The organism is Paenibacillus dendritiformis (assembly GCF_015845845.1).
GTDB classification, from domain to species: Bacteria; Bacillota; Bacilli; order Paenibacillales; family Paenibacillaceae; genus Paenibacillus_B; species Paenibacillus_B dendritiformis_C.
The window spans coordinates 1-12,287 of the sequence record NZ_LDIG01000251.1; the positions used below are offsets into that span (position 1 = coordinate 1).

Genomic DNA, 12,287 nt, shown 5'->3' on the forward strand with positions numbered 1-12,287 from the left:
TCATGGCCTCGTCTGCGCGGACGAAACCCATAGCTATGTTCGGAAAATGCAGGGTCAAACACCGGTGTCAATACTTGCGTTATTGCTTGTTGAATGAATCGGTCTGTCACGGTTGGTATGCCTAATAGCCGAACTCCCCCGTTCGGTTTCGGGATTTCGACCCGACGGACTGGACTTGGCTCATAGGTTCCCTCTTTCAAGCGGTGACGGATTTCTTGCCAGTTTTGCAGGATGTGGGCTCGTAACTCTTTTACGGCCATTCCGTCTACGCCGTGGCTTCCTTTGTTCTCCTCCACACGTTTCAGTGCAGTTAGCAAGTTTTCCCGTGACAACAGCAACTCCATCATTCGTGACATACTCCTCGCGTGAATTGTTCTTCTGTTCATGCCGCTGTAAGCTCAGCCCTTCTGGATACCCTTGCGTATTCACCGCTACTTCCCCAGATAGGTCTCCGAGAATAAAAACAGGAGATTGTCTGCCTTCATTGCTTACATTCGAAATCCAAGTTGTTCAATTCCTATAACATGTTCAGTCCTTCCGACCGTTGACGTCACAACCGTCGTACTATGACCTCTGCTGACTTCTGTATGTTCAGTCTGCCTTCACAGGCAGATTTACAGAGTTACTCTGCGTTCATACAGATCTCCCCAGGTAAGAGCGCTATCTTCCTCTCCATCTATCTGCTTCATTTACTTTCGCATGCCTTCGGCAGTAAGGACTTTGGTTTGTTTGGCAACCTCATCCAACATGCGCTAGCCTTATATGAAGTTCGTGTTCCTCAGACCGGAGATTTGCCGCCGACTTCCTTCAGATTCGACCTCACGGTCGACACCCTTGTCTTAAGCTACGGCTACTACTGCCTTCACCGTTCGGGACTTGAACCCTAGAGATAGCGCCCATGCTGGGCGCACCAAAAAAAGCGATGTCTCTATCGAGACATCGCTTCAGATTGAAGACAAACTCCCGCGAAATACTGCAATCGCGGGAGTTCTTTACGTTTTTAATCCCTATTTACAAATACGAAAGAGAACTTAGGAGAGGTGCGACCGGTCTTCCAGTGCCAGGTCGCCAATTTTTTGAGGTTCATGGCAGCATAGCCGCTCCGAAATACATCTCCATATCATCTTCCATCGTTCCCGGCCAAAATGTCTGCAGCTCCGGTCATCCACTCCCCTAAAGCTGCAGTATCTCCCGCCACTCTAGTCATCTGCTCCGCCAATACTGCAAGAATGCAGCAATTTCATTGACACGAGGTTGCGAAAATACGATTACTGCAAAAATACAGCAATTACCGTGCGGCGAGGCATAATTAGCGTTTAAAATGGCGAAATAATGTAATTTTGCAGGATTTTCTCGGAATTTAGCCTATTGAGGTTAAAAATGCTGCGCCTGTGCAGCAATTTCATGCGGGGAACAGCTTGCTTCATGCGCGGACCAGCTTGCCCTAACCTAACCTGTTCTGCCTTCCCCGGCCCCGCCCTTCCTAAGAAAAAAGACTGTCGACAGGACTTTGTCGACAGTCTGAAGCGATAAATATCGTGTTCGGTAAAAGGCGACAACACTATGATGACGCGCTCGCGGCTTCCTCGCTCTTGACCACCGTGCTAATCGCATTGCGGTCAAATGTCATCTTCGTAACATCATTGACACGCAGTACGACAATGTCGTCGGTAATCTCCATAATCGTGCCATGAAGGCCGCCAATCGTCACGATTTTGTCCCCTTTTTTCAACTCGCTCAGCATCGCATTGCGCTGCTTCTGCTTCTTCTGCTGCGGGCGGATCAACAGGAAATAGAATACCGCAAACATCGCAACGAATGGCAGCAGCATCGTTAACAACCCGCCGCCAGCGCCCGGATCGGCTGCTCCGGCTAAAAACATGGACAATCCCCCTTTCTCCAAATGGTTAACCTATGTATGGACTCCTCCTGCCAATGCCCTTGTCTATCTGCGCACTCAGCCATCGGCGGTCCATTAAAAGCCGCTCTCGTTGCGATCCATTCCGTAAGCTTCAAAAAATTCATCCCGGAAGTCACGCAAACGATCTTCGCGAATGGCTTCACGAACTTGACGCATCAGATTCATCAGGAAGTACAAATTGTGATACGTCGTCAGGCGCAAGCCAAACGTCTCATCCGCCTTAATCAAATGGCGGAGATACGCCCGCGAATAATTGCGGCACGTATAACAATCGCAGTTCGGATCAAGCGGTCCGAAATCCCTTGTGAACTTGGCATTCCGCACGACGAGACGGCCTTGGCTCGTCATCGTTGTCCCGTTGCGCGCAATACGGGTAGGCAGGACGCAATCGAACATATCGATTCCGCGCATCGATCCTTCCACCAATGCGTCCGGCGATCCGACGCCCATCAAGTATCGCGGCTTGCTGTCAGGCAAGAGGGGCACCGTCGTCTCCAATACCTCATACATCAACGGCTTCGGCTCGCCCACACTGAGTCCTCCAATAGCATACCCCGGGAAATCCATCGAAGTCAAATCCTTGGCGCTCTGTATGCGCAGATCTTCATACATTCCGCCCTGCACGATAGCGAACAGCGCCTGATCATGCGGTCTCGCATGACTGTTCAGGCATCGTTCCGCCCAGCGGGTCGTCCGCTCCAGCGAATGCTTGACGTAGCTGTGCTCGGCAGGATAAGGAGCGCATTCGTCGAATGCCATCATTATGTCGGAACCGAGCGCGTTCTGAATCTCCATCGCTTTCTCCGGGGAGATGAACAGCTTGTCGCCGTTCAGGTGGGAACGGAAATGAACGCCTTCCTCTTCAATATTCCGCATATCGCTTAAGCTGAAAACCTGGAATCCGCCGCTGTCGGTCAAGATCGCGCGGTCCCAGTTCATAAATTTATGCAAGCCGCCCGCTTCCCGTACGATCTCATGTCCCGGGCGCAGAAAAAGATGATACGTATTGCTCAAAATAATCTTCGCGTTCATCTCCTTCAATTCTTCCGGGCTCATCGTCTTGACCGTCGCCTGGGTCCCGACCGGCATGAAGGTTGGCGTTTCGAACGAACCGTGCGGCGTATGGACGATGCCCAGGCGCGCGCCGGTCTGCTTGCATGTTTTAATTAATTCATAGGTTACTGCTGCTGCCATCGAATCATCATCCTTGTCGTAAGTAGGTTAGTCGTCCGTGAAGATAAACATCGCATCGCCGAAGCTGAAGAACCGGTATTCTTGTTCTATCGCTTCCCGGTAAGCCGCCATAATATGCTCCCGGCCGGCAAAGGCGCTGACGAGCATTACCAGGGTCGACTTCGGCAGATGGAAGTTCGTCAGCAGGGAGTCGACAAGCCGGAATTCGTATCCCGGGTAGATAAAAATATCCGTCCAGCCCGAACACGCCGCCACGGGCGATGAACCGTACCGGCCGGCAACCGTCTCCAGCGTGCGGCATGAAGTGGTGCCGACCGCGATAATCCGGCCGCCCGAGCTTCTCGTCTCGTTAATGAGCGCCGCCGTCTCCTCGGACACCTCATAATATTCGGCGTGCATCACATGCTCCTCGACCACGTCCGCCGACATCGGCCGGAACGTGCCCAGACCGACATGAAGCGTGATCATGGCGATGCGCACCCCTTTGGCCCGAATCTGCTCCAGGATGCGGTCCGTAAAATGTAGACCCGCTGTCGGAGCCGCAGCCGAGCCTTCGCGCTTCGCGTATACCGTCTGATAACGCTCCCGGTCTTCCAACTGTTCCTTAATGTATGGAGGAAGCGGCATCTGCCCCAACCGATCGAGAATCTCATTGAAGATGCCCGCATACTCGAAGCGGATGAGCCGCCCGCCCATGTCGCGCTCCTCGATGACGGTGCCCGTCAGCTCGTCCCCGAAGCGGACGGTCGCTCCCTTCTTCAACCGCTTGGCCGGCTTCGCGAGCACTTCCCATACATCATCCTGCTCCTGCTTCAGCAGCAGCACCTCGACATGCCCGCCCGTATCCGGCTTGACGCCGAACAGGCGGGCCGGAATGACCCTCGTGTCGTTCAGAACCAGCAGATCGCCCGGCTTCAAGTATTCAATAATATCGGGAAAAGTCCGGTGCTGCACTTCTCCGGTCCGCCGGTTCAATGCCAACAGGCGCGATGCCGTTCGATCCGGCAGCGGCGTCTGAGCGATGAGGCGTTCCGGCAAATGAAAATCAAATAAATTTACATCCATGTTGTTTATGCCCTACCGTTTCACTAAATCTACGTTTTTATAGTAGTATTTCAAGATTGCTTCGTAGTCATACCCTTGATCGGCCAGACCCTTCGCGCCCCATTGCGACATGCCGACGCCATGGCCGTTGCCGCGTCCGACGAACAGGAAGGACGGTTCCTTCGACATCACTTCGGCCTTGCCCTTGGCGTCAACAGCCGCCGAGTCCGCCGGCAAAGACGATCCGTTGGCGTCCCCGGAGCCTTGGGCCGCCGAGCCGGCCAGCTTCGTATCCTTCGCCTTGCCGTCCGCGCCGAGCACGGCGGCGGTTCCGGCCGGCACGATGTCGAACAGCGTGCTCGGCAAGCCGCCGAACGCGCTGCGGAAATTGTCCGGATAGCTTACCCCGACAGGAACGCCGTTCGCTTCGATCTTGGTTACGCGCCCCGAAGGTCCGCGCTCGGTAATCTTCAAGCTCGTTACCGGTCCGTTCAGCTCCGTCTTGGTCCGCTCCTTGAGCCAGGCGGTAATCTGGGCAGAAGTATATGGCCCGCGGATCCAATTCATCTCGGTTGATTCCGGCACCGTATCGATGACCGTCATCTCCGTCCCTTTGTTCACCTTCGCCACGGGCGCGACGTTCGATTGAATCGCGGGGATCGGTCTTACGTTCGTTCCGTCCTCGATCGCGGTCACCTGCTCGAACCCGGCTTCATTGTTGCGGTTCACCGGACGAACAACATCTTCCCTTACATATCCGTTCTTCCCGTCCGGCAGGATCACCTGGAACCATGATTTTTTGCCCTCCAGCACTCCTTCGTCCGGACTGTCAACCACTTGGAAATAGCCATAGTCTCCGCCCCAGATCTCGCTCGGATCGGCGGTCTTCCCTCCGGCATTGGAGTGGAAGATGGCTTCGATCAGCTTCCCGTCCTGCATGAGCACTTCCCCTGCCGTCGCTTCGACGGCTTTGCGGATATTGGCATGCTCCTTCTCTACGCCGAAGTACGCCTGGCTTAACGTCGTATCCACCACGTTGGCAATCTCGAACTTGTCATTCTGGTAGAGCGCGAACGTCCGGGCCGCGACCGCCTGAGCCTTCAGGGCTTCCAGCGGCCATTCGGCATATACCTCCCCGCCTACGACAGATACCAAATATTCCTCCAACGGAACTTCATTGACGAGCGCCAGCTTATCCTTGTGCAGACTGACCTCCATATCGCCCCGGTAGGCCCGGCCGTAGCGCTCTGTTACTTGAATCGTGCTCGGCGTGCTCGTTGACACCATCCATTTGGCGTCGCCGTTCACGCGATAATGCGTTATCGGCTTGCCTTCCCCGGCTTCCGTCGTATGTATAAGCGCGCCTTCTGCCTCCGGAGTTGCGGGCGTCAGGGAGACGCGGGCCATTTTCTGCTTGGCGGCAGCCAGATCGGCTGCGGAGGCCGCTTGTCCGGCCCATACCGCTGTCCGGTTCTTGCCGTTATCCGGTATCGTCACGAGGTAGGCATCGATATCGGCATCCAGCAGTGTCTTCAACGCCGATGCCGCCTCTTTCTCAGACGAATAGGTTCCTGCCTCCAAATAATTCGGACCGGCTAATCTGGGCTTGTAGTCCTGCACCAGTTCCATCAAGTCTTGATCGTCCTTTATGCGGTCAAGCGCCTGGCCGGCCGCCTTCTCGGTCGGGTAGCTGCCCGCATAGACCGCATAGAATAGGGCCCCGCGGCGGCTGAATTCAATCATGACGGCCGTGTTGTTCGCATCCGCTTGCTTCAGCACGGCCAGAGCGGCCGCCTTGTTCTTCGATTCATACAGCTTGATTTTATAATCATCCGCACTGAAGCGGATCGTTCCTTCCGCCGTCAAGGCTCCCGACGGGCCGGCTCCCCGGGCTCCGATCTGAAGCCCGACGGTGGCATTCAGGGTCACCTGAGGCGTCTGGCCCGGTGAGCGGCTGCCCAAATCGGCGAATAATGCGACACGAATCGGTTCGGATACGATCTGCTCCGTTGACTTGGCTCCGGCCTTGGCTGCTTGTCCGTTATCCGCAAAAGCAACGGCCGGCGCCGCAGGGAAGCCCCCTGCAGGCAGCATCACGGCTCCCCCGAGCAGCAGCGTGCCCGCTACGGCGCCGGTGACGGTTCTTCGAATCACATTCCGGTAGGTGGTTGTCATACTCTTCTGTTCCCCTTCCTGCTCGTCGTGTCTAGTCGATGTCGATGTCTTTCCAAAGGTCCGTTGGGACAAATAATTATAATCGATAGCGGATGAATTTATTTCTCTGGAATGGGCAATCCTAGATGGTGGTAAGCCTGATGCGTAACCATGCGCCCTCGGGGCGTCCGCTGCAAAAATCCGATCTGCAGCAGATAAGGTTCATATACATCTTCGATTGTCTGGCTCTCCTCCCCGATCGTCGCGGCAATCGTATCCAGTCCGACCGGACCGCCGCGGAAATGGGAGATCATCGCATGAAGCATCTTGTGATCGATCGCGTCAAGGCCGAGCGCATCGACCTGGATCAAGCGCAGCGCTTCCCCCGCCAATGCCGGCGTGATAATCCCGTCGCCGCGCACTTGAGCGAAGTCGCGCACGCGCTTCAGCAGCCGGTTCGCAATCCGCGGCGTGCCCCGCGAGCGAATCGCGATCTCGTCGCTTGCCTCGCCTGTAATCTGGACGTCCAAAATATCGGCGGCTCGGCTCACGATGAAGCTAAGCTCATCCTTGCTGTAATACTCCAGCCGGCTCACGACGCCGAAGCGATCGCGAAGCGGGGCCGAGAGCAGGCCTGCCCGCGTCGTCGCTCCGATAAGAGTGAAGCGGGGCAGATCGAGGCGAACGGAGCGCGCGCTCGGGCCTTTGCCGATAATGATGTCGAGCGCGAAATCCTCCATCGCCGGATACAATACTTCCTCCACCGTCCGGTGAAGCCGGTGGATCTCATCGATGAACAAAACATCGCCTTCCTGCAGATTGGTCAGCAAGGCCGCCAAGTCTCCCGGCCGCTCGATGGCCGGACCCGAGGTCGTGCGGATATTCACGCCCATCTCGTTGGCGATAATGTTGGACAGCGTCGTTTTTCCCAATCCGGGCGGACCATACAGCAGCACGTGATCGAGCGCTTCCTTGCGCATTTTGGCCGCTTCGATGAATATTTTCAGATTGTCCTTCACCTGGTTCTGCCCTATGTATTCAGACAAATAACGCGGACGCAGGCTCAACTCGACCGTCTGATCCTCCATCATATAATTGGCTGAAATGATGCGTTCTTCCATCTGTACCGCCTCTCTTTACCCTGTGAACAGCAATTGCAGCGCCTTCTTCATGAGCGTGTCGACCGACTCGTCCGCATGGACGCGATGCTGCAGATCGTTCCAGACCCGATCCAGTTCCACATCCTTGTACCCAAGCGCCTTCAGCGCTTCGCGGGCTTCGTCCCACGCGCCGTCTTCCCGCTCCTCCGCGATCGTCTGCATCTCTGCGAACAGAGATCCAGGCTCCACATCCCAGACCATGCCGTCCAGCTTGTCCTTCAGATCAAGCACGATGCGTTGAGCCGTCTTCTTCCCGATTCCGGGCAGCTTCGTCAGGAACGAATAGTTCTCCTGCTGGATCGCCGCCACGACCGAATCCGGCTTCCCCGCGCTCAAAATGCCGAGCGCCACCTTCGGTCCGACGCCGCTCACTTCAATCAGGCGGCGGAACAGCTTCTGCTCCTGCCGCGACGCGAATCCGAACAGCAGAATCGCGTCTTCCCGCACATGATGATGCGTATATACCGTAACGGCCGCTTCCGACTTCGCAAACGCGTACGGGTTCGGGGTATAGATGCGGTATCCTATCCCTTGAACATCCAATACGACATAATCGGCTTCCCAATGGACCACTGGTCCGCGAACAAAATCAATCATGGACGCAATACTCCGTTCAATTTGTCATGTAATCCGCTGGAATGGGCGTGGCATAGCGCCACGGCCAAGGCATCCGCCACATCGTCCGGCTTCGGTATCGCCTTGAGCTTCAGCAGCAGCCGCACCATCTCCTGCACCTGTCTCTTCTCGGCGTTGCCGTAACCGACTACCGCCTGCTTCACCTGCATCGGGGTGTACTCCCCGATCGGAATGCCCCGCTTCGCGGCCGCGAGAATGACGACGCCGCGGGCTTGTCCTACGCTGAAGGCATTCGTTACGTTGCGGTTGAAGAACAACTTCTCGATCGCCATCGCGTCCGGCTTATAGCGGTCCAGCAATTCCTCCGCCGCTTCGAACACCTGCAGCAGCCGAATCTCCGGAGCGGTAGCCGAATCGGTCTGAATACAGCCATATTGCACGGGAATGACCTTGCTGCCGATTTTATCCACAAATCCGAAGCCGACAATGGCAATGCCCGGGTCAATTCCTAATATTCGCAAAAAAAATCTCTCCCTAACGATTCCGTGTGTGTCTGGCGAACATATGTGTTCACTCCATTATAACACAGATCGAAAGGAAGAGAATGAGTCTTTCCGCCGCAATTGGCAGGCTTGAACGGGGATGAATGGGCCGCGTCCGAAGCCTGGCAAAACGCCGGATGGCCGCGGCGGGTGGCATCAGGAACGGTTTCCGCCGTGGCGAAAAGCCAATTTGAGCATCGGCGGCGTGACGAGCGTCGTCACGATGATGACGATGACGAGGGGCGTGAACAGGGCGGCGTCGAACAGCGCCCCCTCCAAACCGGCGGTAGCGATGATGAGGGCGACCTCGCCGCGGGACACCATCCCCGACCCGATGCCGAATGCGCTCCGGCGGCCGAAGCCCGTCATTCGCGCCCCCAGCATGCAGCCGAACAGCTTGGTGGCAATCGCGATAACCGAAAATAGCAGCATAAATCCAACATGCTGGCCCAACCCTGCGAAGGTGACCTCCAGTCCGACGCTGACGAAGAAGACCGGCACGAAAATTCCGTAAGCGATCGGCTCCAGCCGATGTTCCACCTCCTGCTTGAAATCGGTCTGCGAGATGGCGATGCCGGCGGCAAACGCACCGATAATGCCGGCTACGCCCAATTGCTCCGCGGCATAAGAGAAGGCCAAGCAGATGACGAGCGCCGCGCTGATGACCGCTTCGCTTACCTTCAATGGAGCAAGCCATCTCATCAGGAGGGGCACGGCGTAGATGCCGGCGGCAATCGCCCCGGCGAAAAAAATGACCTTCTTGCCGACGATCCATCCAAGGGAAGCCTGCTCCGTCCCCGCTCCGAGAAGACTCAGCATGAAGGCCAGCAGGATGACGACGAGAACATCATCGACGACGGCGGCTCCGAGAATCGTCGTTCCTTCCCTGGAGCTGAGCTGTCCGAGATCCTTCAGCGTCTGAACCGAGATGCTGACGGAAGTGGCGCACAGCAGCAGCCCGATGAACATCGACTGTCCTTGATCCAAACCGAGAGCAGTCCCTCCGAGATACCCGCCGATGAAGGGGAAAATAATGCCGCCGAGCGCGACGGCCACCGACGCTTTCCAGTTCTGCTTCAACTGGTCCAGGTCGGTCTCCAGGCCCGCGATGAACATGAGCAAAATGACGCCGACCTCGGCCATGTCGCGAACGATCTCCCCGTTGGTCACCCAGCCCAAAACCGCAGGGCCGACAATGATGCCGACGATCAGCTTCCCCAGCACGGATGGCTGGCCCAGCCTGACCGTCAAATCTCCGGCCAGCTTGGTGGCCGTCAGCACAATGAGGAGCATCAGCACGATATCCATGCGCATCCTCCTTCCTTAGAGGCGTTTAACCCAATTTACTTCCGGTGTTGAGAACCGGCCATTTGCGGCATTGGAATCAGCCGATTCTTATCATTCCACCGGAGCGGACAAAAAATGAGGACGCCTAAAGGGACGTCCATATTCGTAATGCGGTCCGGCTGTCAATTGGCCTCCTCCGCCTGCTTCATCACTTTCTGCGAGGCTTCCACCGCATAATCGCTAAAGGTGGACAGCACGCTGTGATATTCATCGGTATCCGTAATCAGAATGCCGTCATACAGCTGCTGGAGCACATTGGGCGGGAGCGCGCTCTCCATCGATTCGACATCGATTTGGAAAAAGGTCCGAATCACTTTTTTCTGCTCGGGCGGGCCTTCGTACAGCGTCAGATTCCCGTCCTCGTCGAGACTGATGCGGGCATCCTTGCAGCGTTCGGATATTTCCTCGATCTGTTCCTCCATAATGACCCGGCCCGCGTCATCCATCGTGGCCCCCCAATCCGGATGATTCAGCATCAATTGAATGATAGCAGCCGAAGTATGCTTGCCCATCGTCTCTTCCCGCTGGCCGCAAATGAACTGCTGGCGATGAATAACTTCGCGCTTCCGGTCGTCCTGCTGAAGCAGCTGATTCAGGACAAGCCGCGAAGAATCATGCAGCTTGGCGAACTCATCGTCCTGCATCACCGCGAACGTTTCCATTGAGATGGGCGTCTCCCGCTCGTAAATGAGCTGGCGGATCTCCATCGACATCCGAATTCCTAAGGTCAGGGCACCAAAAAATAATACAATAGCGACGAGCCACCAGATCGGGCCTTTCATGCGGCGAATATCCTGTTTCCATTGCTTTACCCGATAAGAGAACCGGCAATGGGAACGATGTTCTCGAGTCATGACAATCCCCTCTTACTTTTTTATCCATAGTGTGGCCCAATAGAGGGGGATGTTATACCAACCGAACCGTTCCCCGAACGCGTCAACGGCCATCCGGGAGAAGGCTGTTCCGGTTCTGCAGCAGGATGGCGGCCCATCCCGCGCATCCGGCGCTTCATCTGTCCGGATGATTCCGATCGCGATTCTTCCGCCAAGGCTTCACGACGAACAGTAAGTAGCACAATAGGGGCGTCGGCGTGCCTGTAAAGCCCCAAATTCCCCAGAACCACGGATATTTTCCGCGCTTGCGGGCATCCAGGAACAGCCATGTCCCTTGCGCAACCAACACAATCGCGATAAGGGCCCAAGCCCACCACTCGACTTCGTTGAACGTATAATGCCGTTTCATTCCCGCTCACCTTCCTCCGCAGCGCGAATCGGCGACTTGAAGAGACAGAACACGATGCCGCCCGCCAGAGCCGCCGCCTGGAAGCCGGCAAAGGCGCGCCAATCTGTGGCGGCCAGCGTCAAGCCTCCGCCGACGAGAACGCAGGCCGCTCCCCAGAGCAGCAGCAGTTCCTTCCACAATCGGCTGCGCTTGCGCCGGGAACGGCTGTGCAGCATGCGCTGCAGTTGTTCTACATCCGGAATTTCCGCATTCCGCTCGCTGGCCTGATCCAGGCTGGCCCAAGCTTGGTGCAGCCTGCGCAGCGATTCGGGGTCGGCCTCCCATTCCGCAGGCGTCGTGTGCGGCTTGTTCCGCCCCGCCTCGGCAGTCACCGAGATATCCAGCTTCTTCTTATTGCGCTTGTTCATCCTTGCTCCACTCCTTCCGCAGCTTCTCCAATCCGTAATGAATTCGGGATTTGACGGTGCCTTCATTTACATTGAGCATGACCGCGATCTCGGGAATCGAGTAGCCGTAATAATGCTTGAGCACAATCGGGGCACGCTGTTCAGCCGACAATGCTCCCAGTTGTTCAAGCAGACAAGACCATTCGACATCGCTCGATTCCATATAATAGCGAAGCTGGCGCGCGGCCTGCTTCTCCTCCGCTTCCTGCCAACGCTGTTCGACCTTTCTCCTTCGCAGCATATCGATATACAGCCGCGAGCCGATCATGATGAGCCACGACGAAAACTTCATTTTCCCGTTATAGGTGTGTATTTTCTCAAGACAGCGCACCATCGTGTCCTGCACGACATCTTCAGCCACGCTCGGGTTCATCGTCAGCTTCAGCATATATTTGTGTAAAAAGGAATAGTGCCTGTGCAGTAAATCGGCCAACGCATCGGTATCTCCGCGAATGGCCCGCCGAATCCATTCCTGCTCCAGATCCACGTGTCCCCCGCCTCCTTTTCTCCTGCAGCAGGTAAAGTACTTATATTACGTTTCAGTCTGTCCGATCGTTCAATCGGAAATCACGAATCGATCACAAAATCATCCGCTGCATGCAAAAAACTCTTAAGAACCAGTGTAATCCGTTTCCTAAGAGTCTGCCGTTTTGTATCTTGT

General features: G+C 56.1%; 12 protein-coding genes and 1 pseudogene. All 13 read right to left on the reverse strand.

The genetic code is table 11. From position 1 onward, the window contains the following. Positions 1-347 (reverse strand): annotated as a pseudogene (locus ABD76_RS24950) (group II intron reverse transcriptase/maturase); the annotation flags it as partial. A 1,214-nt stretch (positions 348-1,561) separates the two neighbouring features. Next, positions 1,562-1,882 (reverse strand): preprotein translocase subunit YajC, encoded by a 321-nt coding sequence (gene yajC, locus ABD76_RS24955; protein WP_197259692.1) that lies wholly within the window; start codon positions 1,880-1,882, stop codon positions 1,562-1,564. Positions 1,883-1,975: 93 nt separating this feature from the next. After that, a complete protein-coding gene (tgt, locus tag ABD76_RS24960; RefSeq protein ID WP_197259693.1) occupies positions 1,976-3,115 on the reverse strand; it encodes a tRNA guanosine(34) transglycosylase Tgt in 1,140 nt (379 codons plus the stop codon). Between the two features lie 27 nt (positions 3,116-3,142). Continuing rightward, entirely contained in the window at positions 3,143-4,180 is a 1,038-nt protein-coding gene (queA, locus tag ABD76_RS24965) for a tRNA preQ1(34) S-adenosylmethionine ribosyltransferase-isomerase QueA (RefSeq protein ID WP_197259694.1), read from the reverse strand. Positions 4,181-4,192: 12 nt separating this feature from the next. Beyond that, complete coding sequence (locus ABD76_RS24970) at positions 4,193-6,334, reverse strand: SpoIID/LytB domain-containing protein (RefSeq protein ID WP_197259695.1); 2,142 nt, start codon at positions 6,332-6,334, stop codon at positions 4,193-4,195. Positions 6,335-6,432: 98 nt separating this feature from the next. Next, on the reverse strand, positions 6,433-7,434 hold the full coding sequence (ruvB, locus tag ABD76_RS24975) for a Holliday junction branch migration DNA helicase RuvB (protein WP_197259696.1): 1,002 nt from the start codon (positions 7,432-7,434) through the stop codon (positions 6,433-6,435). Positions 7,435-7,449: 15 nt separating this feature from the next. After that, positions 7,450-8,070, reverse strand: a complete 621-nt coding sequence (gene ruvA / locus ABD76_RS24980) for a Holliday junction branch migration protein RuvA (RefSeq protein ID WP_197259697.1) — start codon at positions 8,068-8,070, stop codon at positions 7,450-7,452. After that, positions 8,067-8,570, reverse strand: coding sequence for a crossover junction endodeoxyribonuclease RuvC (gene ruvC / locus ABD76_RS24985; protein ID WP_197259698.1), 504 nt, complete (start codon positions 8,568-8,570; stop codon positions 8,067-8,069). Before ruvC ends, ruvA begins: the two co-directional genes overlap by 4 nt. Before the next feature lie 177 nt (positions 8,571-8,747). Beyond that, positions 8,748-9,899 (reverse strand): cation:proton antiporter, encoded by a 1,152-nt coding sequence (locus ABD76_RS24990; RefSeq protein WP_197259699.1) that lies wholly within the window; start codon positions 9,897-9,899, stop codon positions 8,748-8,750. A gap of 161 nt (positions 9,900-10,060) precedes the next feature. Continuing rightward, positions 10,061-10,792 (reverse strand): BofC C-terminal domain-containing protein, encoded by a 732-nt coding sequence (locus ABD76_RS24995; RefSeq protein ID WP_197259700.1) that lies wholly within the window; start codon positions 10,790-10,792, stop codon positions 10,061-10,063. A gap of 154 nt (positions 10,793-10,946) precedes the next feature. Then, on the reverse strand, positions 10,947-11,180 hold the full coding sequence (locus tag ABD76_RS25000) for a sigmaY antisigma factor component (RefSeq protein WP_197259701.1): 234 nt from the start codon (positions 11,178-11,180) through the stop codon (positions 10,947-10,949). Beyond that, positions 11,177-11,587 carry a YxlC family protein gene (locus ABD76_RS25005; RefSeq protein ID WP_197259702.1) on the reverse strand — a complete coding sequence of 137 codons (411 nt, stop codon included), beginning with the start codon at positions 11,585-11,587 and terminating at the stop codon, positions 11,177-11,179. The genes ABD76_RS25000 and ABD76_RS25005 overlap by 4 nt, the downstream gene beginning before the upstream one ends. Continuing rightward, complete coding sequence (gene sigY / locus ABD76_RS25010) at positions 11,571-12,113, reverse strand: RNA polymerase sigma factor SigY (RefSeq protein ID WP_197259703.1); 543 nt, start codon at positions 12,111-12,113, stop codon at positions 11,571-11,573. Before sigY ends, ABD76_RS25005 begins: the two co-directional genes overlap by 17 nt. Between the last annotated feature and the right edge of the window lie 174 nt (positions 12,114-12,287).

Bases quoted from the DNA above. Each gene is read 5' to 3' on its own strand.
- ABD76_RS24990 (WP_197259699.1), bottom strand. From the start codon at position 9,899: ATGGATATCGTGCTGATGCTCCTCATTGTGCTGACGGCCACCAAGCTG.
- ABD76_RS25005 (WP_197259702.1), bottom strand. From the start codon at position 11,587: ATGAACAAGCGCAATAAGAAGAAGCTGGATATCTCGGTGACTGCCGAG.
- yajC (WP_197259692.1), bottom strand. From the start codon at position 1,882: ATGTTTTTAGCCGGAGCAGCCGATCCGGGCGCTGGCGGCGGGTTGTTA.
- ruvB (WP_197259696.1), bottom strand. From the start codon at position 7,434: ATGGAAGAACGCATCATTTCAGCCAATTATATGATGGAGGATCAGACG.
- ruvA (WP_197259697.1), bottom strand. From the start codon at position 8,070: ATGATTGATTTTGTTCGCGGACCAGTGGTCCATTGGGAAGCCGATTAT.
- ABD76_RS25000 (WP_197259701.1), bottom strand. From the start codon at position 11,180: ATGAAACGGCATTATACGTTCAACGAAGTCGAGTGGTGGGCTTGGGCC.
- tgt (WP_197259693.1), bottom strand. From the start codon at position 3,115: ATGGCAGCAGCAGTAACCTATGAATTAATTAAAACATGCAAGCAGACC.
- queA (WP_197259694.1), bottom strand. From the start codon at position 4,180: ATGGATGTAAATTTATTTGATTTTCATTTGCCGGAACGCCTCATCGCT.
- ABD76_RS24995 (WP_197259700.1), bottom strand. From the start codon at position 10,792: ATGACTCGAGAACATCGTTCCCATTGCCGGTTCTCTTATCGGGTAAAG.
- ABD76_RS24970 (WP_197259695.1), bottom strand. From the start codon at position 6,334: ATGACAACCACCTACCGGAATGTGATTCGAAGAACCGTCACCGGCGCC.